Raw genomic sequence first — 23,827 nt, 5'->3', positions numbered from 1 at the left:
CCGAGTCCTGTCCGGTCCCTGAAACCCGTGTGTCGACGGGTTTTCCGGTCTGGGAGCATGGGGCCCATGAGCGCTGCAACTTCTCCGTCCGAGCGTCGGGTTTCCGCCCGCGTCGGTGCGATCTCCGAGTCCGCGACCCTCGCCGTCGACGCCAAGGCCAAGGCCCTCAAGGCCGCCGGCCGCCCGGTGATCGGCTTCGGTGCCGGCGAGCCCGACTTCCCGACCCCGGGCTACATCGTCGACGCCGCGGTCGAGGCCTGCCGCAACCCGAAGTACCACCGCTACACCCCGGCCGGCGGGCTCCCCGAGCTCAAGGCCGCCATCGCAGAGAAGACGCTGCGGGACTCCGGCTACGAGGTCGACGCCAGCCAGATCCTGGTGACCAACGGCGGCAAGCAGGCCATCTACGAGGCCTTCGCGGCGATCCTCGACCCGGGCGACGAGGTCATCGTCCCCGCTCCGTACTGGACCACCTACCCCGAGTCGATCCGGCTCGCCGGCGGTGTCCCGGTCGAGGTCGTCGCCGACGAGACCACCGGCTACCGGGTCTCGGTCGAGCAGTTGGAGGCCGCGCGCACGGAGCGGACCAAGGTCGTCCTCTTCGTCTCACCGTCCAACCCGACCGGCGCCGTCTACAGCGAGGCCGACGCCGAGGCGATCGGCCGCTGGGCCGTCGAGCACGGGCTGTGGGTCATGACCGACGAGATCTACGAACACCTCGTCTACGGCGACGCGACCTTCACCTCGCTCCCGGCGATCGTGCCCGAGCTGCGCGACAAGTGCATCGTCGTCAACGGCGTCGCCAAGACGTACGCGATGACCGGCTGGCGCGTGGGGTGGATCATCGGCCCCAAGGACGTCGTCAAGGCCGCGACGAACCTCCAGTCGCACGCCACCTCCAACGTCTCCAACGTGGCCCAGGTCGCCGCGCTGGCCGCGGTCTCCGGCCCGCTGGACGCCGTCGCGGAGATGCGCACCGCCTTCGACCGCCGCCGCAACCTCATCGTGCGGATGCTCAACGAGATCGACGGCGTGCTCTGCCCGGAGCCCGAGGGCGCGTTCTACGCCTACCCGTCGGTGAAGGGGCTGCTCGGCAAGGAGATCCGCGGCAAGCGCCCGGCCGACTCAGCGGAGCTCGCGGCCCTCGTCCTGGACGAGGCCGAGGTCGCCGTCGTCCCGGGCGAGGCCTTCGGCACCCCCGGCTACCTCCGCCTCTCCTACGCGCTCGGCGACGACGACCTCATCGAGGGCGTCTCCCGGCTCCAGAAGCTGCTGGGCGAGGCCAAGGCCTGACAGCCCGCGCGATTGTGCCCCCGGCCGCCACGGCCGGGGGCACTTTCCGTTCCAGACCCACTCCAAAGAGGACAGCGACTTCCGCTCCGGCCCGCGCGTGCGGCAGGATCTTCCGATGGAGCGTGATGTACGTCTGTTGCCCAAGGCCCACCTGCACCTGCACTTCACCGGGTCGATGCGGCCCACCACCCTGCTCGAACTCGCCGACAAGTACGGGGTCCACCTCCCCGACGCGCTGACCGGCGGCGAGCCGCCGAAGCTGCGGGCGACCGACGAGCGCGGCTGGTTCCGCTTCCAGCGGCTCTACGACATCGCCCGGTCCTGCCTCCGGTCCCCCGAGGACATCCACCGCCTGGTCCGCGAGAGCGCCGAGGAGGACGTCGCGGACGGCTCGGGCTGGCTGGAGATCCAGGTCGACCCCACCTCGTACGCCCCGCTGCTCGGCGGACTGATCCCGGCGATCGAGATCATCCTGGACGCGGTGGACAGCGCCGCCCGGGACACCGGTCTGGGGATGCGTGTGGTGATCGCCGCGAACCGGATGAAGCACCCGCTGGATGCCCGGACGCTGGCGCGGCTGGCCGTGCGGTACGCGGACCGGGGCGTCGTCGGCTTCGGGCTCTCCAACGACGAGCGGCGCGGCATGGCCCGCGACTTCGACCGGGCCTTCGCCATCGCCCGGGAGGGCGGCCTGCTGGCGGCCCCGCACGGCGGGGAGCTCGCGGGCGCCTCCAGCGTGCGGGACTGCCTGGACGACCTGGACGCCTCGCGCATCGGCCACGGGGTCCGGGCGGCCGAGGATCCCCGGCTGATGGAGCGGCTGGCCGAGCGCCAGGTGACCTGTGAGGTGTGCCCGTCGTCCAATGTGGCGCTCGGCGTCTACGAGAAGGCCGCGGATGTCCCCCTGCGCACCTTGTTCGACGCGGGGGTGCCGATGGCGCTCGGCGCGGACGACCCGCTGCTGTTCGGTTCCCGGCTGGCCGCGCAGTACGAGCTGGTCCGCCGCGACCACGGGTTCACCGACGCGGAGCTGGCCGAGCTGGCCCGTCAGTCGGTGCGCGGATCGGCGGCGCCCGTCGACGTACGGGACAAGCTGCTGTCCGGGATCGACGACTGGCTGGCTAGCTGATTCCGGCCAGCAGGGTGCGGGCGAGCGAGGCGGCGAACTCCTCCAGGGGCTGCGGGGGCGTCCCACCGGGGAGTGCGTCGTAGGCGAAGGCCCGCTGGGCGCAGGCGCCGAGCAGGAGGGAGGCGGCCGCGTAGGTGTCGGCGTCCGCCCGAACCCGGCCCGCGCGCTGTTCGGCGCGGAGGTAGGCGTCGAGCCCCTGGATCGGCTTGTGGGGGCCGGTGCCGAGTTCGCGCATGCCCTGTTCGTGGCGGCTCTTGAGCTGCGGTTCGGCGTACAGGGACGCCGCCATGGGGAACGTCTGCTCGTAGAAGAGGGCGGCCTGCCGGGCGACCTCGGTGAGGTTGGCCTCCACGCCGCCCTCCCCCGGGACCAGGCCGTCGAGCAGCCCGCCGAGCTTCGGCAGTCGCTCCTTGAGGACCGTAACGAAGAGCTCTTCCTTACTGGGGAAGTACTTGTAGAGCGCCGCCTCCGAGCAGCCGGCCGCCCGCGCGATCTCCTTGGTGGTGGTCCGGGCGAGGCCGATGGAGCCCATCAGCTCATGGGCGGCGTCGACGATGCGGACGCGGGCCGGCTTCGGCTCCATGCGTGCTCCTGTACGGCTTGACGAGGGGACGATCAGCCACTCACCCTAGAGGTGAGTGAACACTCACCCACCTGAGGAGGGCCCATGCGGCTGACGGTGTTCGGAGCGACCGGGGGTGTCGGCCAGGAGGTCGTGGGCCAGGCGCTCGCGGCGGGCCATGAGGTGACGGTCGTGGTCCGCGACCCGGCGAGGCTCCCGGAGGCGTTCGACACCCTGGCCCTGCACGGGGCCGCCGTACCGCTGGACGACCCGGCGGCCGTGCGCGCGGCGGTGGCGGGGCGGGACGCGGTGCTCTCGGGGCTCGGCTCGCGGAGCCGGAAGGCGGACGGGGTCGCCGAGCGGCTGACCGGGCGGATCGTCGACGCGATGGAGGCCGAGGGGGTGCGCCGGCTGCTGGTGGTGAGCGCGACCCCGGTCGGGCCGGTACCGGCCGGCGAGCCCTTGGTGGACCGGTTGGCGCGCAAGGCGATCGGCGCGGTCCTGGCGGACCTGTACGCGGACCTCGCGCGGATGGAGGCGGCCCTGGAGCGCGGCGCCACGGACTGGACCTCCGTACGGCCTCCGAAGCTGACGGACGGGCCGCGCACGGGCGTCTACCGCAAGGTGGTGGGCGGCGCGCCCGTCAGCAGCCGGTCCATCTCCCGGGCGGATGTGGCCCACGCGATGCTCGGGATGATCGACGACCCGGCGGCGGTACGGCAGGGCGTGGGGATCGCCTACTGAATGCCGTCGCGTGTCCCCGGAGGGCGACGCGTGCGCCTATAGAGCGACGCCGACCGTCACCGGCTCGTTGACCAGGGTGACACCGAAGGCCGCGTGGACCCCGGCGACGACCTCGCGGGCCAGCGCGAGGAGGTCCTCGGTGGTGGCCTCGCCGCGGTTGGTGAGGGCGAGGGTGTGCTTGGTGGAGATCCGGGCCGGGCCGCTGCCGTACCCCTTGGTGAAGCCGGCCCGGTCGATCAGCCAGGCGGCCGAGGTCTTGGTCCGGCCGTCCCCGGCGGGGAACGCCGGCGGCGTCACGTCCGGGCCGAGGCGCTCGTGGACCCGCGCCAGGAAGTCCTGGAACGCGGCCTCGTCGAGGATCGGGTTGGTGAAGAAGGACCCCGCGGACCAGGTGTCGTGGTCGTCCGGGTCCAGGACCATGCCCTTGCCGGCGCGCAGCTTCAGCACGGTCTCCCGGGCGGCGGAGGCGGCGACGCGCTCACCCTGCTGGACGCCCATGGCCCGGGCCGTCTCCGGGTACGCCAGGGGCGCGGAGAGGCCGCCCGCCTCCTCCAGCTCGAAGCGGACCCGGAGCACCACGAAACGGTCGGGTTCCGCCTTGAAGCGGCTGTGCCGGTACGAGAAGGAGCACTCCGCGTTCGGCAGGGTCACCGTCTCCCGGGTGTGCCGGTCGTAGGCGACGACCTCCGTGATGGTGGAGGAGACCTCCTGCCCGTACGCCCCGACGTTCTGGATGGGCGTCGCGCCGGCGGAGCCGGGGATGCCGGCCAGGCACTCGATGCCCGCGAGACCCGCCTCCACGGTCCGGGCGACGGCGTCGGTCCAGACTTCCCCGGCCGCCAGCTCCAGCGACGTACCGGAGAGCGTGAATCCCCTGGTGGCGATCTGCAGCGCCGTGCCGTCGAACCCCTTGTCGCCGATGACCAGGTTGGAGCCGCCGCCGATGACCAGCAGCGGGGTGCCGCTCGCGTCGGCCTCGCGGACGGCTGCGACCACCTCGGCGTCGGTGGTGGCCGTCAGGAGGCGGGTGGCGGGGCCGCCGAGCCGGAAGGTGGTCAGGGGGGCGAGGGGGGCATCGTGGAGTTCCTGCACGGGGACAAGAGTACGGTCCGCGGCTCCGCCGCTCGGGCGGGGCCACGGACCGTACAGGTAACGCGTGAACCGTATGGGCAGCGTGCGGACCGTTAGGCAGCGCGTGAACCGTATGGGCAGCGTGCGGACCGTTAGGCAGCGCGCGTGAACCTCAGGCGAGCCGGACGACGGCGCGGGACATGCCCAGCACCTTCTTGCCGTCGCACACGGCCACCAGGTCCACCCGGACCAGGTTGTCCTCCAGCTTGGCCGCGACCTTGCCGCTGACCTCGATCAGCGCGCCCTTGTCGTCGTTGGGCACGACGACCGGCTTGGTGAACCGCACCCCGTAGTCGACGACCGCGCCCGGGTCCCCGGCCCAGTCCGTGACCACGCGGATCGCCTCGGCCATCGTGAACATGCCGTGCGCGATCACATCAGGCAGCCCGACCTCGACCGCGAACTTCTCGTTCCAGTGGATCGGGTTGAAGTCGCCCGACGCACCGGCGTACCGCACGAGCGTCGCCCGTGTCACCGGGAACGACTGCGCGGGCAGCTCCGTACCGACCTCGACCGACCCGTAGGAGACCTTCGCCGTCATCACGCCTCCTCGGCGGCGCGTGCCACCAGCTTCGTGAGCGCCGTGACGACCAGTTCGCCGGCCTCGTCGTGCACGTCGCCGCGGATGTCCACGATGTCGTTGCCCGCCATGGACTTGATGGTCTCGATCGTGGACGTGACCGTCAGCCGGTCCCCCGCCCGTACCGGACGCACGTAGGAGAACTTCTGGTCGCCGTGGACGACCCGGCTGTAGTCCAGGCCGAGCTGCGGGTCCTGCACGACCTCGCCGGCTGCCCGGTAGGTGATGGAGAAGACGAAGGTGGGGGGCGCGATCACATCGGGGTGGCCGAGCGCGCGGGCCGCCTCCACGTCGACGTACGCCGGATGGGTGTCACCCACCGCCTCGGCGAACTCGCGGATCTTCTCCCGGCCTACCTCGTACGCCGGGGTGGGCGGATACGTCCGGCCCACGAAGGACTGGTCGAGCGCCATGAGCTCGCTACCTCCTGCTGGAAATGACGAATGAGGGCACGCCCCTGCGCGGGGGACCACCCCGGACAACGACACGAGGCCGCCCCCAGAGGGGACGGCCTCGTGTACGAGCCTGATTCAGCGCGTTTCGCGGTGCGCGGTGTGCGAGTTGCAGCGCGGGCAGTGCTTCTTCATCTCAAGACGGTCCGGGTTGTTACGCCGGTTCTTCTTGGTGATGTAGTTCCGCTCCTTGCACTCCACGCAGGCCAGCGTGATCTTCGGGCGGACGTCGGTGGCAGCCACGTGAGTGCTCCTTGGACGGACGATGGACGGATGAACGCATAAAAGAGTAGCCGATCGAAGGACCGACCCAACAATCGGCTACCGTTAGTAGCGGTGACCGGACTTGAACCGGTGACACAGCGATTATGAGCCGCTTGCTCTACCGACTGAGCTACACCGCTTTGATGACGAGTCCCCCCGCCGAAGCGGGGTTTCCCGGTCACCAGAGCCCCAATGCGGAATCGAACCGCAGACCTTCTCCTTACCATGGAGACGCTCTACCGACTGAGCTATTGGGGCGAGCGAGGAAGACATTACACGCTCTCCGGCCGATCGCCCAAATCCGTTTCGGCACCACGCTCCGGGCGCCGGTCCGGGCTCGCCCACACCCCCTGATCAGGCCTTGATCCAGCCCGTGTCCGCTTCCGGACGGGCCCCTTCCCCGCGTCGGCGCGGGGGTACCGGTACGACTAATGGGCTCTTCCCGGAAGCCGCCGTGCCACGCGTCGCGGACCCGGTCATGATCGACGGGACCACCTCCAGGCTCGACCGCTCCGCGCGGCCGTGCACCCCTCCCAGGAGCGCGATGCCCGACAGCCGGCCGCGGCGGCCCGACGACAGCGCACCCGACAGCGCCGAAGCGGCCACCACCGACCCTGCCCCCGCCCTCGTCCTGAGCGGCGCCCGCCTGACCGACGGCCGCGCCGTCGACGTACGCCTCAGCGGCAGCCGCATCGAGGCCGTCGGCACCGCGGGCAGCCTCACCGCCCGGGGCCCCCGCATCGACCTGCGCGGCTACCTCCTGCTCCCCGCCCCGGCCGAGCCCCACGCCCACGGCGACACCGCCCTCACCGCCGACGGCGCCGGGCCCGCCTCCGACCTCCCCGAGGACATCCAGCGCCGCGCCACCGAGGCCGCCCTCCTCCAGCTCGGCCACGGCGCCACCGCCCTGCGCGCCCACGTCCGCATCGGCGACGTCCAGGGCCTCGCCGCGCTGGAGGCCGTCCTGCAGGCCAGGCGGGCCCTGCGCGGCCTCGCCGACCTGACCGCGGTCGCCGTCCCCCGCCTGCTCACCGGCATCGCCGGGGCCGACGGCCTCGCCATGCTCCGCGACGCCGTGAAGATGGGCGCCGCGGTCGTCGGCGGCTGCCCCGACCTGGACCCCGACCCCACCGGCTACACGGCGGCCGTCCTGGAGGTCGCCGCCGAACACGGCCGCCCCGTCGACCTGCACACCGACGGCGACGACCCGGCCCGCCTCGCCCGCCTGGCCGCCATGGCCGGGGGCCTGCGCCCCGGGGTCACCCTCGGCCCCTGCGCCGGCCTCGCCCACCTCCCCCTGGAGACCGCGAGCCGGGCCGCCGACCAGCTGGCCGCCGCCGGGATCACCGTCGTCTGCCTCCCCCAGGGGGGCTGTACGGGCTCCGAACGCCGCACGACCGCCCCCGTACGCCTCCTGCGCTCCGCGGGCGTACGCGTGGCGGCGGGCAGCGGCGCACTGCGCGACACGGCCAACCCCGTGGGCCGCGGCGACCCGCTGGAGGCCGCGTACCTCCTCGCCTCGCAGCACGGCCTGCGCGCCGAACACGCCTACGCCACGGTCTCCACCACCGCCCGCGCCGCCCTCGGCCTGCCCGACGTCCGCGTGGAGGCGGGCTTCCCCGCCGAACTCCTCGCCGTACGCGGTGAACAGCTCTCCGGCGCGCTCTCCCTCGCCTACAGCCGGATCGTCATCCACCGCGGCCGGATCGTCGCGCGCACCAGCGCCGTACGCGAGTACTGCGACTCCGATCCCGATGCCACCGCCGGCCCCGATCTTCCCCGCCAGGGGCGACCCGACTCCGGTGGCGGGCCGGGGAACTGAGCACGCGGCGGCCACCGGGCGTACGGTCGGAGGTATGCGCATTGTCATCGCAGGTGGACACGGACAGATCGCACTGCGGCTGGAGCGGCTGCTCGCCGCACGCGGGGATGAAGCCGTAGGGATCATCCGCAACCCCCGACAGAGTCAGGACCTCACCGATATCGGCGCCGAACCCGCCGTGCTGGACCTCGAATCGGCCACCGTGGAGGAGACCGCGGAGGTGCTGCGCGGGGCCGACGCGGCCGTCTTCGCGGCAGGCGCCGGACCGAACAGCGGCACCGCCCGCAAGGACACCGTCGACCGGGGCGCCGCCGTCCTCTTCGCCGACGCGGCCCAAGCAGCGGGCGTACGCCGGTACATCGTCGTCTCCTCCATGGGCGCCGACCCCGACCACCCCGGCGACGAGGTGTTCGACATCTACCTGAGGGCGAAGGGCGCGGCGGACGCCGACGTACGCTCCCGCTCCGCGCTCGACTGGACGATCCTGCGCCCCGGGATGCTCACCAACGACGCGGGCAACGGACAGATCCTGCTCGCCGCGAAGACCGGGCGCGGCCCGATCCCGCGCGACGACGTGGCGGCGACGATCCTGGAGCTGCTGGACACCCCGGCGACGGCGGGCCTGACCCTTGAGGTCATCTCGGGGAACGTGCCGGTCACGGTGTCCGTGAAGGACGTCGCGGGCAACTGAGCCGGGGCTCCGAGGGGCTGACCACTGCCGGGAACTGCTGGGAACTGCTGGGAACGAGGAAGCCCCCGACCAGAAGGACTGGTCGGGGGCTTCGTTCGCGTGGCGGCGCCAGGGTTCGAACCTGGGTAGGCTGAGCCGGCAGATTTACAGTCTGCTCCCTTTGGCCACTCGGGCACACCGCCTCGAACGACGCGTCGGATCTCCGCTGGTGAGCTCCTTGGCGACGACGTAAACAATACCTGATGGCCAGGGGTGCTCCGCCACCTCATTGATCAGCAGCCGGAGGGGGCGGCGGTGGCTAGGCTTTGCGCTGTATCCCCCGCACATTCGACGCAAGGAGCCACACGTCATGGCCGACTCCAGTTTCGACATCGTCTCGAAGGTCGAGCGGCAGGAGGTCGACAACGCCCTCAACCAGGCCGCCAAGGAGATCTCCCAGCGTTACGACTTCAAGGGCACGGGTGCCTCGATCTCGTGGTCCGGCGAGAAGATCCTGATGGAGGCGAACGGCGAGGAGCGGGTCAAGGCGATCCTCGACATCTTCCAGTCCAAGCTGGTCAAGCGGGGCATCTCGCTGAAGTCGCTGGACGCCGGTGAGCCGCAGCTCTCCGGAAAGGAGTACAAGATCTTCGCCACGATCGAGGAAGGCATCTCCCAGGAGAACGCCAAGAAGGTGGCAAAGATCATCCGCGACGAGGGGCCCAAGGGCGTCAAGGCCCAGGTCCAGGGTGACGAGCTGCGCGTCAGCTCGAAGAGCCGGGACGACCTCCAGGCCGTGCAGGCGCTGCTGAAGGAGAAGGACCTCGACTTCGCCATCCAGTACGTGAACTACCGGTAGGACGACTACCGGTAGGACGACTCGTGAGCGAGAAGGGGCACGCCGTCGGGACCGACCTCGGCGGGGTGCCTCTGCGCGTTCATGGGGTGCGCCTGGCTCCGTGTCCGAAAACCGCCGGTGGTGGGGGCGAGGTGCGGAGCAGACTGGCCGGTGCGGGTCCGGGTTCGCCAGGTCCGCGGTTTTTGTCGGTGAGGGAAGTGAGCGGTCGTGACGACGGTGTACACGCGGGTGGCCAGTCCGCTGGGCGAGTTGCTGCTGATGGGTGAGTCGGACGGGACGGCCGAGGGGCTGCGGCTGGTGTCGTTGTCCGTGCCCGGGCAGAAGGGCGGCGCGGTCGTCCAGGACGGCTGGCTGCGGGCGCCCGAACTGTTCGCGGGGGTCGTCGCGCAGGTGGAGGAGTACTTCGCGGGGCGGTCGACACGGTTCGACGTGCCGGTCGCGGAGGGCGTGGGGACGGAGTTCCAGCGGCGCGTCTGGGAGGTGGTCGAGTCGATCCCGTACGGGCAGACCCTGTCGTACGGGGAGGTCGCCGCGCGGGTCGGGGCCTCGGGCGCGGGGGTGCGGGCGGTGGGGACGGCGATCGGGCGGAACCCCTTGCTGGTTGTGCGGCCGTGCCACCGGGTGATCGGCGCGGACGGGGCGTTGCGGGGGTACGCGGGTGGCCTGGAGCGCAAGCAGGTGCTGCTGGAGCTCGAAGGGGCCGCGTGTGCTTCGGGTGTGCGGGCCGGCGGCTGAGGGTGGTGTGACAGGTGGTCTCACGTGGGGTTCCGGCGGCGGCGGGCGGGCTGTTCCCCCGGCCCCGGCAGGTGGTCGCGCCGGGTGCCGTGCACGTACCGGAGTGGCTCCCGGTGGAGCGGCGGCGGGAGTTGGTGTCGGCGTGCCGGGAGTGGGCCCGGGGGCCGGTTCCGTTGCGGCACACGGTGTTGCCGGGCGGCGGCGTGATGTCGGTGCGGACGGTGTGCCTGGGGTGGCACTGGCAGCCGTACCGCTACACCCGTACCGCCGACGATGTGAACGGCGCGCCGGTGGCCCCGCTGCCGCAGTGGCTGGTCGCGCTGGGGCGGGCGGCGGTGGCGGAGGCGTACGAGGACGAGGGCGCGGCGGAGGCGTTCACTCCGGACACCGCACTGATCAACTTCTACGACGACGCGGCGCGGATGGGGATGCACCAGGACAAGGAGGAGCGGTCGGGCGCTCCGGTGGTGTCGTTGAGCATCGGGGCTACGTGCGTGTTCCGCTTCGGGAACCCTGAGAGTCGCGGGCAGCCCTACACAGACGTGGAGTTGGTCTCCGGGGACCTCTTCGTCTTCGGCGGCCCTTCGCGCTTCGCGTTCCACGGGGTGCCGAAGGTGTACGCGGGATCGGCCGACCCCGATGCGGGGTTGCGGGCCGGCCGGCTGAATGTGACGTTGCGGGAGACGGGGCTGAGCTGAGCCCCGGGAGCGGTCAGCGGCGTTCGCGGGAGTGGCCGAAGAGCAGCCGGTAGAGGATCAGCAGGACCAGGGAGCCGGCGATGGCGGCGATCCAGGTCGCGGTGTCGTAGAAGTCGTTGCTGATGGGACGGTCGAGGAACTGGCTGGAGAGCCAGCCTCCGACGAAGGCACCGGCGACGCCGATGATGGTGGTCCCGATGATGCCGCCCGGGTCGCGGCCCGGGAGCAGGATTTTGGCTATGACTCCGGCGAGCAGCCCGAGAACGATCCAACCGACGATGCTCATGCCGCTGCTCCTACCCCTTGCTTGGTCTTGGAAGACAAGACGCAGCGAGCACACGTTCGGTTGCCAAGAGGAATGGCTGCCTCGCCGGAGGACCACGTCCTAGCGGGCAGCGAACGGCTGGTCCGTGGGGATGATCTCCTTGCCGAACGGCATCAGCGAGACGGGGATCAGCTTGAAGTTGGCGATGCCCAGGGGGATGCCGATGATCGTGATGCAGAGGGCGATGCCGGTGGTGATGTGGCCGAGGGCGAGCCACCATCCGGCGAGGACCAGCCAGAGGACGTTGCCGACACAGGAGGGCGATCCGGCGTCCCTGCGGTCGACGACGGTGTGGCCGAAGGGCCAGAGCGCGTACACCCCGATCCTGAAGGCGGCGACGCCGAACGGGATGCCGATGATCGTGATGCAGAGCAGGACGCCTGCGAGGAGATAGCCGAGGAACATCCAGAACCCGCAGAGGACGAGCCAGATGATGTTCAGGATGGTTTTCATGGGCGGCGACCTGCCATCTGTTCCAGTCGGGAGATGCGCTCCGCCATCGGCGGATGGGTGGAGAACATCTTGGCCATCCCCTGTCCGGGGCGGAAGGGGTTCGCGATCATCATGTGGCTCGCGGTCTCGATCCTCGGCTCCGGGGGCAGCGGGAGCTGTTTCGTTCCTGCGTCGAGTTTGCGCAGGGCGCTCGCGAGGGCGAGCGGGTCCCCGGTGAGCTGCGCTCCGGAGGCGTCGGCCTCGTACTCGCGGGAACGGCTGACCGCGAGCTGGATGACGGAGGCGGCGAGCGGGCCGAGGATCATGATCAGGAGCATGCCCAGAAGGCCGGGGCCTTCATCATCGTTGGAGCGGCCGATGGGGATGAGCCAGGCGAAGTTGACCAGGAACATGACGACGGAGGCGAGCGCTCCGGCGACGGAGGAGATGAGGATGTCCCGGTTGTAGACGTGGCTCAGCTCGTGGCCCAGGACCCCGCGCAGCTCCCGCTCGTCGAGGATCTGGAGGATGCCCTCGGTGCAGCAGACGGCCGCGTTGCGCGGATTACGGCCGGTGGCGAACGCGTTGGGCGCCTGGGTCGGTGAGATGTAGAGGCGGGGCATCGGCTGGCGTGCCGCGGTGGAGAGCTCGCGGACGATCCGGTAGAGCTGTGGCGCCTCGAATTCGCTCACGGGGCGGGCCCGCATCGCCCGCAGAGCCAGCTTGTCGCTGTTCCAGTAGGCGTACGCGTTGGTGCCGACGGCCACGACGAGGGCGATGACGAGGCCCGTACGTCCGAAGAAGCTGCCGATGATGATGATGAGTGCGGACAGGCCCCCGAGGAGTACGGCGGTTTTCAGCCCGTTGTGCCGGCGGTGCACGGTACGCCCTCCAAGTGGTGCAGCAGGGGAACCCTTTGCATGGTGGTGCTCCACTCCCCCAGTGGAGCCTCCCGTACTGGTCAACGCCAGGCGAGGGAAGCTAGTTCCCTTGTGCGTGCGGCCGGAGGGCGGGGCCGTTCCGGCGTGATCCGGCCGGTTCCGGCTCCTGGCCCGTACAGCGTGGCACTGGGCCGTACGGGTGTCGGGGCGTGTGTGCGTCAGCGCTGGACGGGCAGGGGGCTCCGCACGGGGCGGGGGCTCGACTCGGTGCCGGACGCGCAGCCCGGCTCAGCGCTGGACGGGCAGCTTGGCGAGGGCGACGGCCTCGGGGTCGGGCTCGACCTCGCTGGTGCAGTGGGCGCAGCGGGAGGCCACGGCGGGGATCGCGCTGAAGCAGCGCGGGCAGTCGCGGAGGGCGGCCTTGATGTCGACCTCCTCCTCCTTGGTGAAGCGGTTCTGCACCTTGGTCATGGGCACGACGACGCAGAAGTAGAGGACCGCGGCGGTGATGATGAAGGCGATCGCGGCGCTGACGAAGAGGCCGTAGGGGAACTTCACTCCGTCGACGCTGTAGAAGGCCTTGCTGAAGTCTCCGGTGCCACGGGTGGCGAGGCCGATCAACGGGGTGATGAAGGCGTTGCTGAAGCCGGTGACGACGGCGGTGAAGGCTGCTCCGACGGCGAGGCCGATCGCCATCGAGATGACGTTGCCCCGCAGGATGAAGTCCTTGAACCCGTTCAGCACTGCTCTCTCTCTCCTCTATGGATTTCGTACGTCTTCGCCGTGTATGTGACGTGGGCAGCCACGACCTTGCCCTGTGGCGGCCGCCCTGGGCAAACCGATCTTCCGCCTCCGAGAGACGTCAGAAGAGGTTGACGGCGGCGAACCTCAGGACCAGTTGCGGGGCCCCGGAGAGGAGGACGCCGACGGCCGTGGTGAGGACGATCGCCGTGGTGAGCGGGACCGGGGCCCGGAATCGGCGCGGTGTTCCGGAGGCTGGCGTTCCAGTGGTCGGGTCCGTGGTTTCCGGGCTCCTGAAGAGGATCGCGGTCCACTGGAGGTAGTAGTAGAGGGCGATCACCACGTTGACGGCCATGACGACGGCGAGCCAGCCGAGCCCCGCGTCGACGGCCGCCGAGAAGACGGTGACCTTCGCGAAGAGCCCGATGATGCCGGGCGGCAGCCCGGCCAGGCAGAGCAGGAAGAACCCGAGCGCGAGAGCGGCGAGCGGGCGGGTGGCGTACAGGGCCCGGTAGTCGGCGATGCGGTTGCCGGGTTCCGTACGGGCGACGAGAGCCGCGACGGCGAAGGCGCCGAGGTTCACGACGGCGTACATGAGTGCGTACGCGACGGTGGAGCCGATCTGTTCGTCGCTGGAGTACGCGGCGGCGGCGATCGGGACGAGCAGATAGCCGGCCTGGGCGACGGAGGACCAGGCCAGGAGCCGGACGGCGCTGCGGGCACGGTCGGCCCTCTGGCGGAGGGCCGCCACGTTGCCGACGGTCATGGTGAGGGCGGCCAGGACGGCTACCGCGGGGCCCCAGACGTCGGCATAGGAAGGGAACGCGATGACCGTGACGAGGATGAGGCCCGAGAAGCCGACGGTCTTCCCGACGACGGAGAGATAGGCGGCGATCGGGAGGGGGGCACCCACATAGGTGTCGGGGACCCAGAAGTGGAAGGGGGCCGCGGCGGTCTTGAAGGCGAAGCCGACAAGGGTGAGGACGACGCCGGTCTTGGCGAGGGTGTCGAGCACCGGAGGTACGTCGTCCAGGTGGGCGGCGATCTCGGTGAGGTGCAGGGTGCCCGTGGTCGCGTACACGAAGCTGACGCCGAGGAGCATGACGGCGGTGGCGACGACGGAGGAGAGGAAGAACTTGAGCGCGGCCTCGGAGGAGCGCCGGTCACCGCGCTTGATGCCCACGAGGGCGAAGGCCGGCAGCGAGGCGACCTCCAGGGCGACGACGAGGGTGGCGAGGTCGCGGGAGGCGGGCAGGAGGGCCGCGCCCGCCGCGGAGGCGAGGAGCAGGAACCAGTACTCGCCCGCCGGGAGCTTCCGGGTGTCGTCGAGGGAGAGCAGCGCGGTGAGGAACGCCCCTCCCAGGACGAGGGCCTGGATCACCAGGGTGAAGTGGTCGGCGGTGTAGCTGCACGCCTGGGCGCCGGTGGTGACACAGAAGGTGGAGCGGTCGCCGGCACGCAGCGGGATCAGGAGGGCGAGGGCGGCGGCGAGGGCGGTGAGAGTTCCGTAGCCGAGGAGCTTCTTGCGGTGCTCGGGGAGGAAGAGGTCGGCGACGAGCACCAGCAGGGCGGCCAGCGCGGTGAGGGTGGGGGGCGCGATGGCGAGCCAGTCGATGGACTGGACGACGCTGGGGGCGGTGTCGGCCGCCGCGGTGAGGGCGCCCGGGGCGGTGCTGAGGTCCGCGGTCACGACTTGCCTCCTGCGAGGAGCTTCTGCACGGCCGGATCGGTGAGGCCGAGGAGGATCGCGGGCCAGAGTCCGGCGAGGACGGTGAGGGCGGCGAGCGGGGTCCAGGCGGCGGCTTCGTACCCCTGGATGTCGGCGAGCTGCGGCGTGGTGGCCGGCCGGTCTCCGGTGGCCCCGGAGCGCCGGGGCGCGCTCGGCGGCTGGGGCGCGTCTGCCGGATTGGGCGCGTCTGCCGACTGGGGCGCGTTTGTCGGCTGCGGGGTCCGGTCGTCGGGCGAGAGCTGGGAGTGGGGCGCGTGCTCGCCCATACAGACGCGGCGGACCACGATGAGCATGTACGCGGCGGTGAGGAGGGTACCGAACGCGCCGATGGCCATGAACGTACGGAACGCCGGGCGGCTGAGGCCTTCTGCGGGGCTGTAGGCGCCGAACAGGGTGAGCATCTCGCCCCAGAATCCGGCGAGTCCGGGCAGGCCGAGCGAGGCGACCGCGGCGAAGGCGAGCAGGGCGCCGAGGCGGGGCGCCCGGCCGTAGAGGGCGGCTCCGGTGGCGCCGGCGAGGGTGTCGAGGTCGGCGGTGCCGTAGCGGTCCTTGATGGCGCCGACCAGGAAGAACAGCAGGCCGGTGATGAGGCCGTGGGCGATGTTGGCGAAGAGCGCGCCGTTGACCCCGGTGGGCGTCATGGTGGCGATGCCGAGCAGCACGAAGCCCATGTGGCCGACGGAGGAGTACGCGATGAGCCGCTTGAGGTCCCCCTTGGCGCCGTTGCGGGCGAGGGCCAGGCAGGCGAGCGACCCGTAGACGATGCCGACGACGGCGAAGGCGGCGAGACAGGGCGCGAAGGTGCGCATGCCGTCGGGGGCGATGGGGAGCAGGATCCGGACGAATCCGTACGTTCCCATCTTCAGCAGGACGCCCGCCAGGAGCACCGAGCCGACGGTCGGGGCGGCGGTGTGGGCGTCGGGGAGCCAACTGTGCAGGGGCCACATCGGGGTCTTCACGGCGAGCCCGATGCCGACCGCGAGAACGGCGATGACCTGCACGGATGTGGTGAGGCCACGGCCGTTGTCAGTGGCGAGTGCCACCATGTCGAAGGTGCCGCTCTTCAGCCCGATGAGGAGCAGGCCCAGCAGCATGACGACCGAGCCGAGCAGCGTGTAGAGGATGAACTTCCAGGCGGCGGCGCGCCGTTGGTCACCGCCCCAGCGGGCGATGAGGAAGTACATCGGGATGAGGACCATCTCGAAGGCGAGGAAGAAGAGCAGCAGGTCGAGGACGGCGAAGGTGGCGAGGGTGCCGGATTGCAGGACGAGGACGAGGGCGGTGAACGCCTTCGGTGAGGGGCCCGCGGGCAGCTTGAAGTAGCTGTACAGCGCGCAGAGGAAGGTCAGCAGCGCGGTCAGGAGCAGGAGGGGGAGCGAGATGCCGTCGATGCCGAGGTGGATGCGGACGCCGAGCGCCGGGATCCAGCTGATGTCGGTGGTCGCCTGCATCGTGGCGGGGTGGTCGTGGTCGAAGCCGACGGCCAGGACGATCGCGGCGATGAGGACGGCGCCGGTCACGGTCACGCCGTGGCGGAGCACGGCCTGGTCGGGGTTCTTGCCCCTGAGCCCGGGCGGGGCGGGGAGCAGGGCCGCGACGGCGCCGAGGAGCGGGGCGACGACGATGAACGCGAGAAGGAACTGCATCACGGACGGGCTGATATCGATCACGGTCACGACCCCGCGTTGACGTTGGCGAAGACGACGGCGGCGATCGCCAGGACGAGGGAACCGGCGAGCAGGACGCTGAGGTAGGTCTGCACGTTTCCGGTCTGGGCACGGCGTACGGCGGTGCCGAGGAGGCGCGTGGCGGCGCCCGAGCCGTCGACGTAGGTGTCGACGACCGCGCGGTCCAGGAAGCGCACGAGGCGGGCGGCCTGCTGGACGGGCCGGACGAACAGCGCCGTGTAGAGGGCGTCGAGGTGGAAGCCGGTGACCGCGTGGCGGTGGAGCGGGCCCAGGAGGAGGCGTCCGGGGTCGGCCGGGTCGGGGGCGTCCGCGATGGTGCCGTAGGCGGCGGTGTGGGACGTCATGGCCTCGGCTTCGACGAGGGCGGGTTCGGCGCCGGGGTGGGCGGCGACGGCGCCGATGGGGGTACGGGCGGCGAGCGCCGTGGTGTGGCGCCAGGCGCCGTAGGTGACGAGACCGCCGACGAGGCCGACGCCGGTGGAGAGGACAGCCGTGGTGAGGGACGGGGTGAGGGCGTGTCCGTCGAACCAGTCGCCGATCACGCCCGCGGTGAGTCCGAAGGCGATGGTGGGGACGGCCAGGACCCACAGGACGGAGGTCATGGCGAGGGGCTGGCGGCCGTGGTCGGGCACTTCGGTGCCGCGGCCCTTGAAGGCGAGGAGCCAGAGGCGGGTGGCGTAGGCGGCGGTGAGGACGGCGGCGAGCAGCCCGGCGACGAGGATCGTCCAGCCCGCGGCGGCGGGGGCGACGGTCCGGTCCCCCATCGCGGTGTGCTCGGCGGCGACGAGGACGGCTTCCTTGGAGAAGAAGCCGGCGAACGGCGGGATGGCGGCGAGCGCGAGGAGGGCGACGGTCATCGTCCAGTAGGCGTCGGGGATCCGGCGCGCGAGGCCGCCCATGCGGGACATGGCGGCGAGTGAGTTGGTGCCGGCGGCGTGGATGACGACGCCGGCCGCGAGGAAGAGGACCGCTTTGAACGCACCGTGCGAGATCAGGTGGAAGACGGCGGCGCCACGGTCGGCGACGGCCAGGGCGCCGGACATGTAGCCGAGCTGACCGATCGTCGAGTAGGCGAGGACGCGCTTGATGTCGTCCTGGGCGAGGGCGGCGAGCCCGGAGCCGATCATCGTGACGGCCGCCATCACGGCGAGGACGACGAGGGCCGCGCCGGAGGCGGCGAACACGGGGAGCAGCCGGGCCACGAAGTAGATCCCGGCGGCGACCATCGTCGCGGCGTGGATGAGCGCGGAGACGGGGGTGGGGCCGGCCATCGCGTCGGGCAGCCAGGTGTGCAGGGGGAACTGGGCGGACTTCCCGGCGACGCCCGCGAGGAGCAGCAGGGCGATGAGGGTGGGGTGGTCCAGGCCTCCGTTGGTGACGGCCGCCAGGATCTTGGTGATCCGGAAGCTGCCGGTGTCGGCGGCGAGGGCGAACAGACCGATCAGGAAGGGGACATCGCCGAGCTTGGTGACGAGGAAGGCCTTGAGGGAGGCGGCGCGGGCTTCGGGCGTCTCCCAGTAGTGGCCGACCAGGAAGTACGAGCAGATGCCCATGATCTCCCAGCCGACCAGGAGCACCATGAGGTCGCCGGAGTAGACGACGAGCAGCATCGCGGAGGTGAAGAGGGAGACCAGGGCCGCGTAGGAGGGGTAGCGGGCGTCGTCGCGGAGGTAGGCCGTGGAGTAGAGCTGTACGCAGGTGGCGACGACGGTGACGAGGACGGCGACCAGTACGGCGAAGCCGTCGAGGTGCAGCGCCAGGTCGATCGGGACGGACCCGGTGGGGGTGAGCTGGGTCGCGGCGTCGATGGCGCGGCCGCCGCCCTGGCGGACGGCGACGAGCACGGCGAGGACGGCCGCGGTGAGCGTCGGCAGGATCGCCAGGGGGCGGACGAAGCCGGGGGCGGTGCGGCCGAGCGCGAGTCCGGCGACGGCTCCGAGGAAGGGGAGGAGCGGGACGAGGGCGGCGAGGGTCGTCGTGGTCACGAGGTGGCCTCTGCGTTCGTGGTGCTCCGTGCTGTTTCGGCGTCGTCGGTCTCGGCGGTGTCGCGGAGCCGGTCGATGTCGGAGGAGCCGCGGTTGCGGTAGACGGCGAGGACGATCGCGAGGCCGATGCCGATCTCGGCGGCGGCGATGGCGATGGTGAAGAGGGTGAGGGCCTGGCCGGAGTGCAGGGTGTCGCGGAGCCAGACGTCGAAGGCGACGAGGTTGAGGTTGACGGCGTTGAGCATCAGCTCGACGGACATCAGGACCAGGATCGCGTTGCGGCGCGCGAGGACGCCGTAGAGGCCGGTGCAGAAGAGGAGGGCGGCGAGTACGGCTGGATAGGCGAGGTGCATCAGCTCTGTCCCTCCTTGCCGCGTCGGGTCTCCGTGTTACGGGCGGGCCGCACGGCGGCGTCCGTGTCGTGCTTGCGGGACAGGACGATGGCGCCGACGAGGGCGGCGAGCAGCAGCACGGAGAGCGCCTCGAAGGGGAGGACCCAGTTCCGGAAGAGGAAGGCTCCGGTGACGGCGGTGGAGCCCTGGGCCGGTCCTTCGAGGTCGATCCAGGTCGTACGGAAGGCGTCCACGACGACCCAGACGAGCGCGGCCGCCGAGGCGAGGGCCACGCCCAGGGCGACCCACCGGTTGCCCGAGTCGGCGTCCGGGGAGCGGCCGATGGGGGCCCGGGTGAGCATCAGGCCGAAGAGGAGGAGGACGACGATGGAACCGACGTAGATCAGTACCTGCACCCAGGCGATGAACTCGGCCGTGAGCAGGAGGTACTCGACGGCCAGTCCGCCGAGCGCCACGACGAGCCAGAGGGCGGCGTGCACCAGTTGCCTGGTCGTGACGGTGATGACGGCGGCACCGAGGGTGGCGAGGCCGACCAGGACGAACGCGATCTCGACGCCGGTCGGGGAGAGGAAGCCGGGGTGGTCGGCGACGGCTGCGGCCAACGGCGCTGCGATGGAGTGCGTCACGGGGTTCCTCCGTCCTCGCTCTGTTGGGCTTGCTGGACTTGCTGGACTTGCTGGGTGGCGAGTTTGTCGGCCGTCTTGCGGGCGGCGGCGATCTCCTTCGGCTCCTCAGCCCCGGGGTCGAGCGCGGGCGGCTCCGGCACGGTCCACATCCACTCGCGGAGCTTGTCCCGTTCATGGGTGAGCTCGTGGATGTCCGTCTCCGCGTACTCGAACTCGGGCGACCAGAAGAGGGCGTCGAAGGGGCAGACCTCGATGCAGATACCGCAGTACATGCAGAGGGAGAAGTCGATGGCGAAGCGGTCCAGGACGTTGCGGCTGCGCTCGCGTCCGCCGGGGGCGGCGGGCGGCACCGTCTCCTTGTGGGAGTCGATGTAGATGCACCAGTCGGGGCACTCACGGGCGCAGAGCATGCAGACCGTGCAGTTCTCCTCGAACAGCCCGATGACACCGCGTGAGCGGGGCGGGAGTTCGGGCTGGGTGTCGGGGTACTGCGCGGTGACGGTCTTCTTCGTCATCGTGCGCAGGGTGACGGCGAGGCCCTTGGCGAGGCCTGATCCGGGGATCGGGGGCATCAGTTGATCGCCACCTTCACGATGCCGGTGAGCGCGATCTGCGCGAGGGCGAGGGGGACGAGGGTGGTCCAGGCGAGCTTCTGCAACTGGTCCTCACGCAGACGCGGGTAGCTGACGCGCAGCCAGATGACGACGAACGCGAGGAGGGCGGTCTTGAGGAGGGTCCAGAGCCAGCCGAGTCCGTCGGCTCCGAAGGGACCGTGCCAGCCGCCGAGGAAGAGGACGGTGGTCAGGGCGCAGAGGATGACGATGCCCGCGTACTCGGCGAGCAGGAACAGGGCGAAGCGCAGCCCCGTGTACTCGGTGTACGCGCCGAAGATGATCTCGGAGTCGGCGACCGGCATGTCGAAGGGCGGGCGCTGGAGTTCGGCGAGGCCGGCGACGAAGAAGACCAGGGCTCCGGTGATCTGCCAGGGCAGCCACCACCACGCGAAGGCGTCGAGGATGCCGGTGAGCGAGACCGTGCCGGCCGCCATGGCGACGGAGGCGGCGGCGAGGAGCATCGGGAGTTCGTAGGAGAGGAGCTGGGCGGCGGTGCGGAGGCCGCCGAGGAGGGAGAACTTGTTGGCCGAGGCCCAGCCCGCCATGAGCGAGCCGAGGACGCCGATGCCCATGACGGCCAGCACGAAGAAGATGCCCGCGTCGATGACCTGGCCCACCGCGCCGTCGCCGGGGCCGATGGGGATGGCCACGAGGACGAGGAGGTACGGGAGGAGGGCGACGGCGGGGGCGAGCTGGAAGACGCGGCGGTCGGCGGCGGCCGGGACCACGTCCTCCTTCTGCGCGAACTTCACGCCGTCCGCGACGAGCTGGGCCCAGCCGTGGAAGCCGCCCGCGTACATGGGGCCCAGGCGGCCCTGCATATGGGCCATCACCTTGTGTTCGGTCTGGCCCACGAGGAGGGGGGCGACCAGGAACACGACGAAGACGATGGCCAGGCGGAGGGCGACGTCGAGTACGTCGTTCACTCGGGATCGCCTCCGGCGGGGTGGGGGTTGTCGGGGTCAGGCGTGGGCTCGGACTTGGGCTCGGGCTCGGACTTGGGCTCGGGCTCGGGCTCGGTGGGGGTGGGCTCGTCCGTCGGCGGGCGGTCTGGGTCGGGGTCCGGGGTGGTCCTGGGCTCGGTGGGGGCGGGGGTGGGGCCGCTGCGCGGGGCTTCTCCCCTACCCGCCCCTTCCCGAACCGGGGGCTCTGCCCCCGGACCCCCGCTCCTCAAACGCCGGAGGGGCTGGGAAGACGGGTCGCCGCTCTCCGCCTCGGGGCCACCCGGTGAGGCATCCGGGTCGTCGAACGCCGGTTGGGCGTCGTGCCAAGGGGCGTCCGTCGCGCGGGCGCGCTGGCTCGCCGAGCCCTGGGAGGCCGAGCGGGAGCGGCGCGGCGGGCGCGGCGCGTCGGCCCCCGGGGGCTGCTGCTGGCTCGCCGAACCGTCGGACGCGGAACGGGTGCGGCGCGGGCGGGGGGCCGGGGGTGAACCGGGCGGTACGTCGCCGGACGACGCGCCTCCCGGAGGCGTGGTCGCGGGAGGCGTGGTCGCGGGCGGCGGCTGCACGGCCTCCGGCGAAGCCGCGTCCGACGACCCGGGTGCGGGAGTGCCAAGTGCCGGGGCCTCAGGCGCGAGGCCCCCCGACTCCGGAGACCCCGGGCCCGAGGGCTCGGGCGGGGTCGTGCGCGGGCGTTGCGCCGCTGAGCCCTCGGTCGCCGAGCGGGTGCGGCGGGGTGGGCGGTCGGCGGCCGTCGCCGCCGGGCGCGCTGCGCGGCCCGGGCGGGCTGCGGCCGGGGGGAGCTGGCCCTTGAGGGGGCCCCATTCGTTCGGGTCCGGGACGCCGGGGGGAAGCATCGTGCGCCGCTTGGGGCCGCCGTGTTCGGACTCGCCCGGCTCCTTCGCACCGGGCCAGGCCTTGGCGACCCGGGCAGCCAGGACGAAGTCCTTGCGGAGCGGGTGGCCCTCGAAGCCCTCCGGCAGCAGGAGCGGGGCGAGGCCGGGGTGGCCCTCGAAGGCGACGCCGAACATCTCGTGCGTCTCGCGCTCGTGCCAGGCCGCGCCCGCGTAGACGTCGATCGCGCTGGGCAAGGCGGCCACGTCGTGCGGAACGGTGGTGCGCAGCATCAGCCGGCGGACCGTGCCGCCGCCGAGCGCCGCGACGTGCGCGCAGACGCGGAAGCCGGTGCCCGGCTCGTCCACGGCGCTGAGCCAGTCGAAGTACGTGCAGCCGAGTCCGTCGCGGGCGGTCCGCAGTGCGGTGATCCACTCCGTGGCGGGGACGTCGACGGTGAGCAGGTCGTAGGCCGACTCCGCCGTCGCACTCTCGCCGAACAGCTCCGTGACGGCGTCCGGGAGCCGGTCGTACGGGGGGTGGCCCTCGGGTTGACGCTCGCTCACCGCTGCTCCTCCCCCGCTGCCGGTGGTGTAGGTGCGGTCACCAGGCCGCTGCGCAGCGCCGCCGTGGAGGGGGTACCTCCGGAGAGGCTGGGGCCGTCCCCGTACCGCTCCGCCAGGGACTCGCGCGCGATCTTCTCCTGGAGCTTGAGAATGCCCTGGAGCAGCGCCTCGGGCCGGGGCGGGCAGCCGGGTACGTACACATCGACGGGGATGATCTGGTCGACGCCCTTGGTGACGGAGTACGAGTCCCAGTAGGGGCCGCCGCAGTTGGAACAGGCGCCGAAGGAGATGACGTACTTCGGTTCGGGCATCTGCTCGTAGAGGCGCTTCACCGCGGGGGCCATCTTGTCCGTCACCGTGCCGGAGACGATCATCAGGTCCGCCTGGCGGGGGCCGGGGGCGAAGGGGATCACGCCGAGCCGGATGAAGTCGTGGCGGGCCATGGAGGCGGCGATGAACTCGATGGCGCAGCAGGCGAGTCCGAAGTTGAAGACCCAGAGGCTGTAGCGGCGGCCCCAGTTGAGGACGACCTTCATCGGTTCGGGCGCGAGCCGGGAGAGGATGCCGAGACGCTTCGGTTCCGGGAGGAGCACCGGTTCCGGCCCGGTTGCCGCCTGTGGGCCGGCGGAGGGTTCCGGCTGGTGTCCTGCGGGGGTCGGCCGGCTCGTCAGGCCCATGCGAGGACGCCCTTCTTCCATGCGTAGAGCAGTCCCACGGCAAGGAAGCCGAGGAAGATGAACATTTCCACCAGCGTGGTCGCGCCGTATCCGGGTGCCGCGAAGACCGTGGCCCACGGGAACAGGAAGATGGAGTCGACGGCGAAGATGACATAGAGGAACGCGTAGACGTAGTAGCGGACCTGGGTGTGGGCCCAGCCCTCTCCGACCGGGTCGACGCCGCACTCGTACGTCAGGAGCTTCTCCGGCGTCGGGACCACGGGCCGCAGGAGCCGTCCGGCTCCGAAGGCCACGGCGACGAACAGGACGCCGACCACGGCGAGCAGGCCGACCACCGAGTAGCTCTGGAAGTACTCCGAGGCGAGGGCGGTCTGTTGGTGGACCGGCACGTACGCCACGTGCGGCACTTCCGGCACGTACGCCACGTCCCTCACGTCCACCCCGTGTTCCTCGTCATCCGGTTGTCGCCCCGAACGTATCCGGGGCCCCTCTGTACGCA

General features: G+C 71.4%; 27 protein-coding genes and 3 tRNA genes. 8 read left to right on the top strand and 22 right to left on the bottom strand.

What is annotated here, in order from left to right; translation table 11 throughout:
* The first annotated feature begins 66 nt into the window (after positions 1–66).
* On the top strand, positions 67–1,293 hold the full coding sequence (locus ACFWRT_RS11660; protein WP_380955143.1) for a pyridoxal phosphate-dependent aminotransferase: 1,227 nt from the start codon (positions 67–69) through the stop codon (positions 1,291–1,293).
* Positions 1,294–1,408: 115 nt separating this feature from the next.
* Positions 1,409–2,422: an adenosine deaminase gene (locus ACFWRT_RS11655; RefSeq protein ID WP_380955142.1), complete on the top strand. Its 1,014-nt coding sequence runs from the start codon at positions 1,409–1,411 to the stop codon at positions 2,420–2,422.
* On the opposite strand, the gene ACFWRT_RS11650 is transcribed toward ACFWRT_RS11655, so the two are convergent.
* The gene (locus ACFWRT_RS11650; RefSeq protein WP_380955140.1) at positions 2,415–3,005 is read right to left on the bottom strand and encodes a TetR/AcrR family transcriptional regulator; all 591 of its coding nucleotides are present in this window, start codon (positions 3,003–3,005) and stop codon (positions 2,415–2,417) included. The genes ACFWRT_RS11655 and ACFWRT_RS11650 overlap by 8 nt on opposite strands.
* Positions 3,006–3,089: 84 nt before the next feature.
* On the opposite strand from ACFWRT_RS11650, the gene ACFWRT_RS11645 reads away from it, so the two are divergent.
* Positions 3,090–3,728, top strand: coding sequence for an NAD(P)-dependent oxidoreductase (locus ACFWRT_RS11645; protein WP_380955138.1), 639 nt, complete (start codon positions 3,090–3,092; stop codon positions 3,726–3,728).
* Between the two features lie 36 nt (positions 3,729–3,764).
* On the opposite strand, the gene ACFWRT_RS11640 is transcribed toward ACFWRT_RS11645, so the two are convergent.
* The 6 genes from ACFWRT_RS11640 to ACFWRT_RS11615 form a co-directional block, all read right to left on the bottom strand.
* Positions 3,765–4,820, bottom strand: a complete 1,056-nt coding sequence (locus tag ACFWRT_RS11640; RefSeq protein ID WP_380955137.1) for a UDP-N-acetylmuramate dehydrogenase — start codon at positions 4,818–4,820, stop codon at positions 3,765–3,767.
* Between the two features lie 151 nt (positions 4,821–4,971).
* Positions 4,972–5,400 (bottom strand): MaoC family dehydratase, encoded by a 429-nt coding sequence (locus tag ACFWRT_RS11635; protein ID WP_030561935.1) that lies wholly within the window; start codon positions 5,398–5,400, stop codon positions 4,972–4,974.
* The gene (locus tag ACFWRT_RS11630) at positions 5,400–5,852 is read right to left on the bottom strand and encodes a MaoC family dehydratase N-terminal domain-containing protein (protein ID WP_018510613.1); all 453 of its coding nucleotides are present in this window, start codon (positions 5,850–5,852) and stop codon (positions 5,400–5,402) included. Before ACFWRT_RS11630 ends, ACFWRT_RS11635 begins: the two co-directional genes overlap by 1 nt.
* Before the next feature lie 117 nt (positions 5,853–5,969).
* Positions 5,970–6,134: a 50S ribosomal protein L33 gene (gene rpmG, locus ACFWRT_RS11625; RefSeq protein WP_003956487.1), complete on the bottom strand. Its 165-nt coding sequence runs from the start codon at positions 6,132–6,134 to the stop codon at positions 5,970–5,972.
* 88 nt (positions 6,135–6,222) lie between these two features.
* A tRNA-Met gene (locus tag ACFWRT_RS11620) sits at positions 6,223–6,295 on the bottom strand.
* Between the two features lie 45 nt (positions 6,296–6,340).
* Positions 6,341–6,413 (bottom strand) — tRNA-Thr (locus ACFWRT_RS11615).
* A gap of 286 nt (positions 6,414–6,699) precedes the next feature.
* Here ACFWRT_RS11615 and ACFWRT_RS11610 point away from each other — a divergent pair.
* Both ACFWRT_RS11610 and ACFWRT_RS11605 read left to right on the top strand, forming a co-directional pair.
* The gene (locus ACFWRT_RS11610; RefSeq protein WP_380955135.1) at positions 6,700–7,977 is read left to right on the top strand and encodes an amidohydrolase family protein; all 1,278 of its coding nucleotides are present in this window, start codon (positions 6,700–6,702) and stop codon (positions 7,975–7,977) included.
* Between the two features lie 34 nt (positions 7,978–8,011).
* Positions 8,012–8,668 (top strand): SDR family oxidoreductase, encoded by a 657-nt coding sequence (locus ACFWRT_RS11605; RefSeq protein ID WP_326704084.1) that lies wholly within the window; start codon positions 8,012–8,014, stop codon positions 8,666–8,668.
* A gap of 100 nt (positions 8,669–8,768) precedes the next feature.
* Here ACFWRT_RS11605 and ACFWRT_RS11600 read toward each other — a convergent pair.
* Positions 8,769–8,850: transfer RNA gene (locus ACFWRT_RS11600), tRNA-Tyr, on the bottom strand.
* Between the two features lie 167 nt (positions 8,851–9,017).
* On the opposite strand from ACFWRT_RS11600, the gene ACFWRT_RS11595 reads away from it, so the two are divergent.
* The 3 genes from ACFWRT_RS11595 (at position 9,018) to ACFWRT_RS11585 (ending at position 10,939) form a co-directional block, all read left to right on the top strand.
* Positions 9,018–9,506, top strand: coding sequence for a YajQ family cyclic di-GMP-binding protein (locus ACFWRT_RS11595; protein ID WP_018510616.1), 489 nt, complete (start codon positions 9,018–9,020; stop codon positions 9,504–9,506).
* A gap of 207 nt (positions 9,507–9,713) precedes the next feature.
* Positions 9,714–10,241, top strand: coding sequence for a methylated-DNA--[protein]-cysteine S-methyltransferase (locus tag ACFWRT_RS11590; protein ID WP_380955134.1), 528 nt, complete (start codon positions 9,714–9,716; stop codon positions 10,239–10,241).
* A gap of 14 nt (positions 10,242–10,255) precedes the next feature.
* Positions 10,256–10,939 carry an alpha-ketoglutarate-dependent dioxygenase AlkB family protein gene (locus tag ACFWRT_RS11585; RefSeq protein ID WP_380955133.1) on the top strand — a complete coding sequence of 228 codons (684 nt, stop codon included), beginning with the start codon at positions 10,256–10,258 and terminating at the stop codon, positions 10,937–10,939.
* Between the two features lie 13 nt (positions 10,940–10,952).
* On the opposite strand, the gene ACFWRT_RS11580 is transcribed toward ACFWRT_RS11585, so the two are convergent.
* The 14 genes from ACFWRT_RS11580 to ACFWRT_RS11515 all read right to left on the bottom strand — a co-directional run bounded on the left by ACFWRT_RS11580 (position 10,953) and on the right by ACFWRT_RS11515 (position 23,744).
* Entirely contained in the window at positions 10,953–11,225 is a 273-nt protein-coding gene (locus tag ACFWRT_RS11580) for a GlsB/YeaQ/YmgE family stress response membrane protein (RefSeq protein WP_380955131.1), read from the bottom strand.
* Between the two features lie 99 nt (positions 11,226–11,324).
* The gene (locus ACFWRT_RS11575; RefSeq protein WP_380955130.1) at positions 11,325–11,717 is read right to left on the bottom strand and encodes a YccF domain-containing protein; all 393 of its coding nucleotides are present in this window, start codon (positions 11,715–11,717) and stop codon (positions 11,325–11,327) included.
* A complete protein-coding gene (gene htpX / locus ACFWRT_RS11570) occupies positions 11,714–12,577 on the bottom strand; it encodes a zinc metalloprotease HtpX (RefSeq protein ID WP_018510621.1) in 864 nt (287 codons plus the stop codon). Before htpX ends, ACFWRT_RS11575 begins: the two co-directional genes overlap by 4 nt.
* 288 nt (positions 12,578–12,865) lie before the next feature.
* Complete coding sequence (gene mscL, locus ACFWRT_RS11565) at positions 12,866–13,321, bottom strand: large conductance mechanosensitive channel protein MscL (RefSeq protein WP_380955128.1); 456 nt, start codon at positions 13,319–13,321, stop codon at positions 12,866–12,868.
* A 118-nt stretch (positions 13,322–13,439) separates the two neighbouring features.
* On the bottom strand, positions 13,440–15,008 hold the full coding sequence (locus tag ACFWRT_RS11560) for an NADH-quinone oxidoreductase subunit N (RefSeq protein WP_380955126.1): 1,569 nt from the start codon (positions 15,006–15,008) through the stop codon (positions 13,440–13,442).
* Positions 15,005–16,723: a complex I subunit 4 family protein gene (locus tag ACFWRT_RS11555; protein WP_380955124.1), complete on the bottom strand. Its 1,719-nt coding sequence runs from the start codon at positions 16,721–16,723 to the stop codon at positions 15,005–15,007. The genes ACFWRT_RS11560 and ACFWRT_RS11555 overlap by 4 nt, the downstream gene beginning before the upstream one ends.
* Positions 16,720–18,720 (bottom strand): NADH-quinone oxidoreductase subunit 5 family protein, encoded by a 2,001-nt coding sequence (locus tag ACFWRT_RS11550; protein WP_380955123.1) that lies wholly within the window; start codon positions 18,718–18,720, stop codon positions 16,720–16,722. The genes ACFWRT_RS11555 and ACFWRT_RS11550 overlap by 4 nt, the downstream gene beginning before the upstream one ends.
* Positions 18,717–19,073 carry an NADH-quinone oxidoreductase subunit NuoK gene (gene nuoK / locus ACFWRT_RS11545; protein ID WP_109979154.1) on the bottom strand — a complete coding sequence of 119 codons (357 nt, stop codon included), beginning with the start codon at positions 19,071–19,073 and terminating at the stop codon, positions 18,717–18,719. The genes ACFWRT_RS11550 and nuoK overlap by 4 nt, the downstream gene beginning before the upstream one ends.
* Positions 19,073–19,699, bottom strand: coding sequence for an NADH-quinone oxidoreductase subunit J family protein (locus ACFWRT_RS11540; RefSeq protein WP_380955122.1), 627 nt, complete (start codon positions 19,697–19,699; stop codon positions 19,073–19,075). Before ACFWRT_RS11540 ends, nuoK begins: the two co-directional genes overlap by 1 nt.
* On the bottom strand, positions 19,696–20,271 hold the full coding sequence (locus ACFWRT_RS11535; protein WP_380955121.1) for a NuoI/complex I 23 kDa subunit family protein: 576 nt from the start codon (positions 20,269–20,271) through the stop codon (positions 19,696–19,698). Before ACFWRT_RS11535 ends, ACFWRT_RS11540 begins: the two co-directional genes overlap by 4 nt.
* Positions 20,271–21,239: a complex I subunit 1/NuoH family protein gene (locus ACFWRT_RS11530; protein WP_380955120.1), complete on the bottom strand. Its 969-nt coding sequence runs from the start codon at positions 21,237–21,239 to the stop codon at positions 20,271–20,273. Before ACFWRT_RS11530 ends, ACFWRT_RS11535 begins: the two co-directional genes overlap by 1 nt.
* Positions 21,236–22,651 carry an NADH-quinone oxidoreductase subunit C gene (locus ACFWRT_RS11525; protein ID WP_381121260.1) on the bottom strand — a complete coding sequence of 472 codons (1,416 nt, stop codon included), beginning with the start codon at positions 22,649–22,651 and terminating at the stop codon, positions 21,236–21,238. Before ACFWRT_RS11525 ends, ACFWRT_RS11530 begins: the two co-directional genes overlap by 4 nt.
* Complete coding sequence (locus ACFWRT_RS11520; protein ID WP_380953564.1) at positions 22,648–23,328, bottom strand: NADH-quinone oxidoreductase subunit B; 681 nt, start codon at positions 23,326–23,328, stop codon at positions 22,648–22,650. Before ACFWRT_RS11520 ends, ACFWRT_RS11525 begins: the two co-directional genes overlap by 4 nt.
* Positions 23,319–23,744, bottom strand: a complete 426-nt coding sequence (locus ACFWRT_RS11515; protein ID WP_380953573.1) for an NADH-quinone oxidoreductase subunit A — start codon at positions 23,742–23,744, stop codon at positions 23,319–23,321. Before ACFWRT_RS11515 ends, ACFWRT_RS11520 begins: the two co-directional genes overlap by 10 nt.
* Positions 23,745–23,827: the final 83 nt, after the last annotated feature.

The organism is Streptomyces cyaneofuscatus (assembly GCF_042718795.1).
In the GTDB taxonomy this organism is placed as follows: Bacteria; Actinomycetota; Actinomycetes; order Streptomycetales; family Streptomycetaceae; genus Streptomyces; species Streptomyces cyaneofuscatus_A.
The sequence above is the reverse complement of the archived record's forward strand: the minus strand, read 5'-3'. Positions and strand labels throughout refer to the sequence as shown.

Bases quoted from the DNA above. Each gene is read 5' to 3' on its own strand.
- ACFWRT_RS11660 (WP_380955143.1), top strand. From the start codon at position 67: ATGAGCGCTGCAACTTCTCCGTCCGAGCGTCGGGTTTCCGCCCGCGTC.
- ACFWRT_RS11655 (WP_380955142.1), top strand. From the start codon at position 1,409: ATGGAGCGTGATGTACGTCTGTTGCCCAAGGCCCACCTGCACCTGCAC.
- ACFWRT_RS11650 (WP_380955140.1), bottom strand. From the start codon at position 3,005: ATGGAGCCGAAGCCGGCCCGCGTCCGCATCGTCGACGCCGCCCATGAG.
- ACFWRT_RS11645 (WP_380955138.1), top strand. From the start codon at position 3,090: ATGCGGCTGACGGTGTTCGGAGCGACCGGGGGTGTCGGCCAGGAGGTC.
- ACFWRT_RS11635 (WP_030561935.1), bottom strand. From the start codon at position 5,400: ATGACGGCGAAGGTCTCCTACGGGTCGGTCGAGGTCGGTACGGAGCTG.
- ACFWRT_RS11630 (WP_018510613.1), bottom strand. From the start codon at position 5,852: ATGGCGCTCGACCAGTCCTTCGTGGGCCGGACGTATCCGCCCACCCCG.
- ACFWRT_RS11610 (WP_380955135.1), top strand. From the start codon at position 6,700: ATGCCCGACAGCCGGCCGCGGCGGCCCGACGACAGCGCACCCGACAGC.
- ACFWRT_RS11605 (WP_326704084.1), top strand. From the start codon at position 8,012: ATGCGCATTGTCATCGCAGGTGGACACGGACAGATCGCACTGCGGCTG.
- ACFWRT_RS11595 (WP_018510616.1), top strand. From the start codon at position 9,018: ATGGCCGACTCCAGTTTCGACATCGTCTCGAAGGTCGAGCGGCAGGAG.
- ACFWRT_RS11580 (WP_380955131.1), bottom strand. From the start codon at position 11,225: ATGAGCATCGTCGGTTGGATCGTTCTCGGGCTGCTCGCCGGAGTCATA.
- ACFWRT_RS11575 (WP_380955130.1), bottom strand. From the start codon at position 11,717: ATGAAAACCATCCTGAACATCATCTGGCTCGTCCTCTGCGGGTTCTGG.
- nuoK (WP_109979154.1), bottom strand. From the start codon at position 19,073: ATGCACCTCGCCTATCCAGCCGTACTCGCCGCCCTCCTCTTCTGCACC.
- ACFWRT_RS11535 (WP_380955121.1), bottom strand. From the start codon at position 20,271: ATGCCCCCGATCCCCGGATCAGGCCTCGCCAAGGGCCTCGCCGTCACC.
- ACFWRT_RS11520 (WP_380953564.1), bottom strand. From the start codon at position 23,328: ATGGGCCTGACGAGCCGGCCGACCCCCGCAGGACACCAGCCGGAACCC.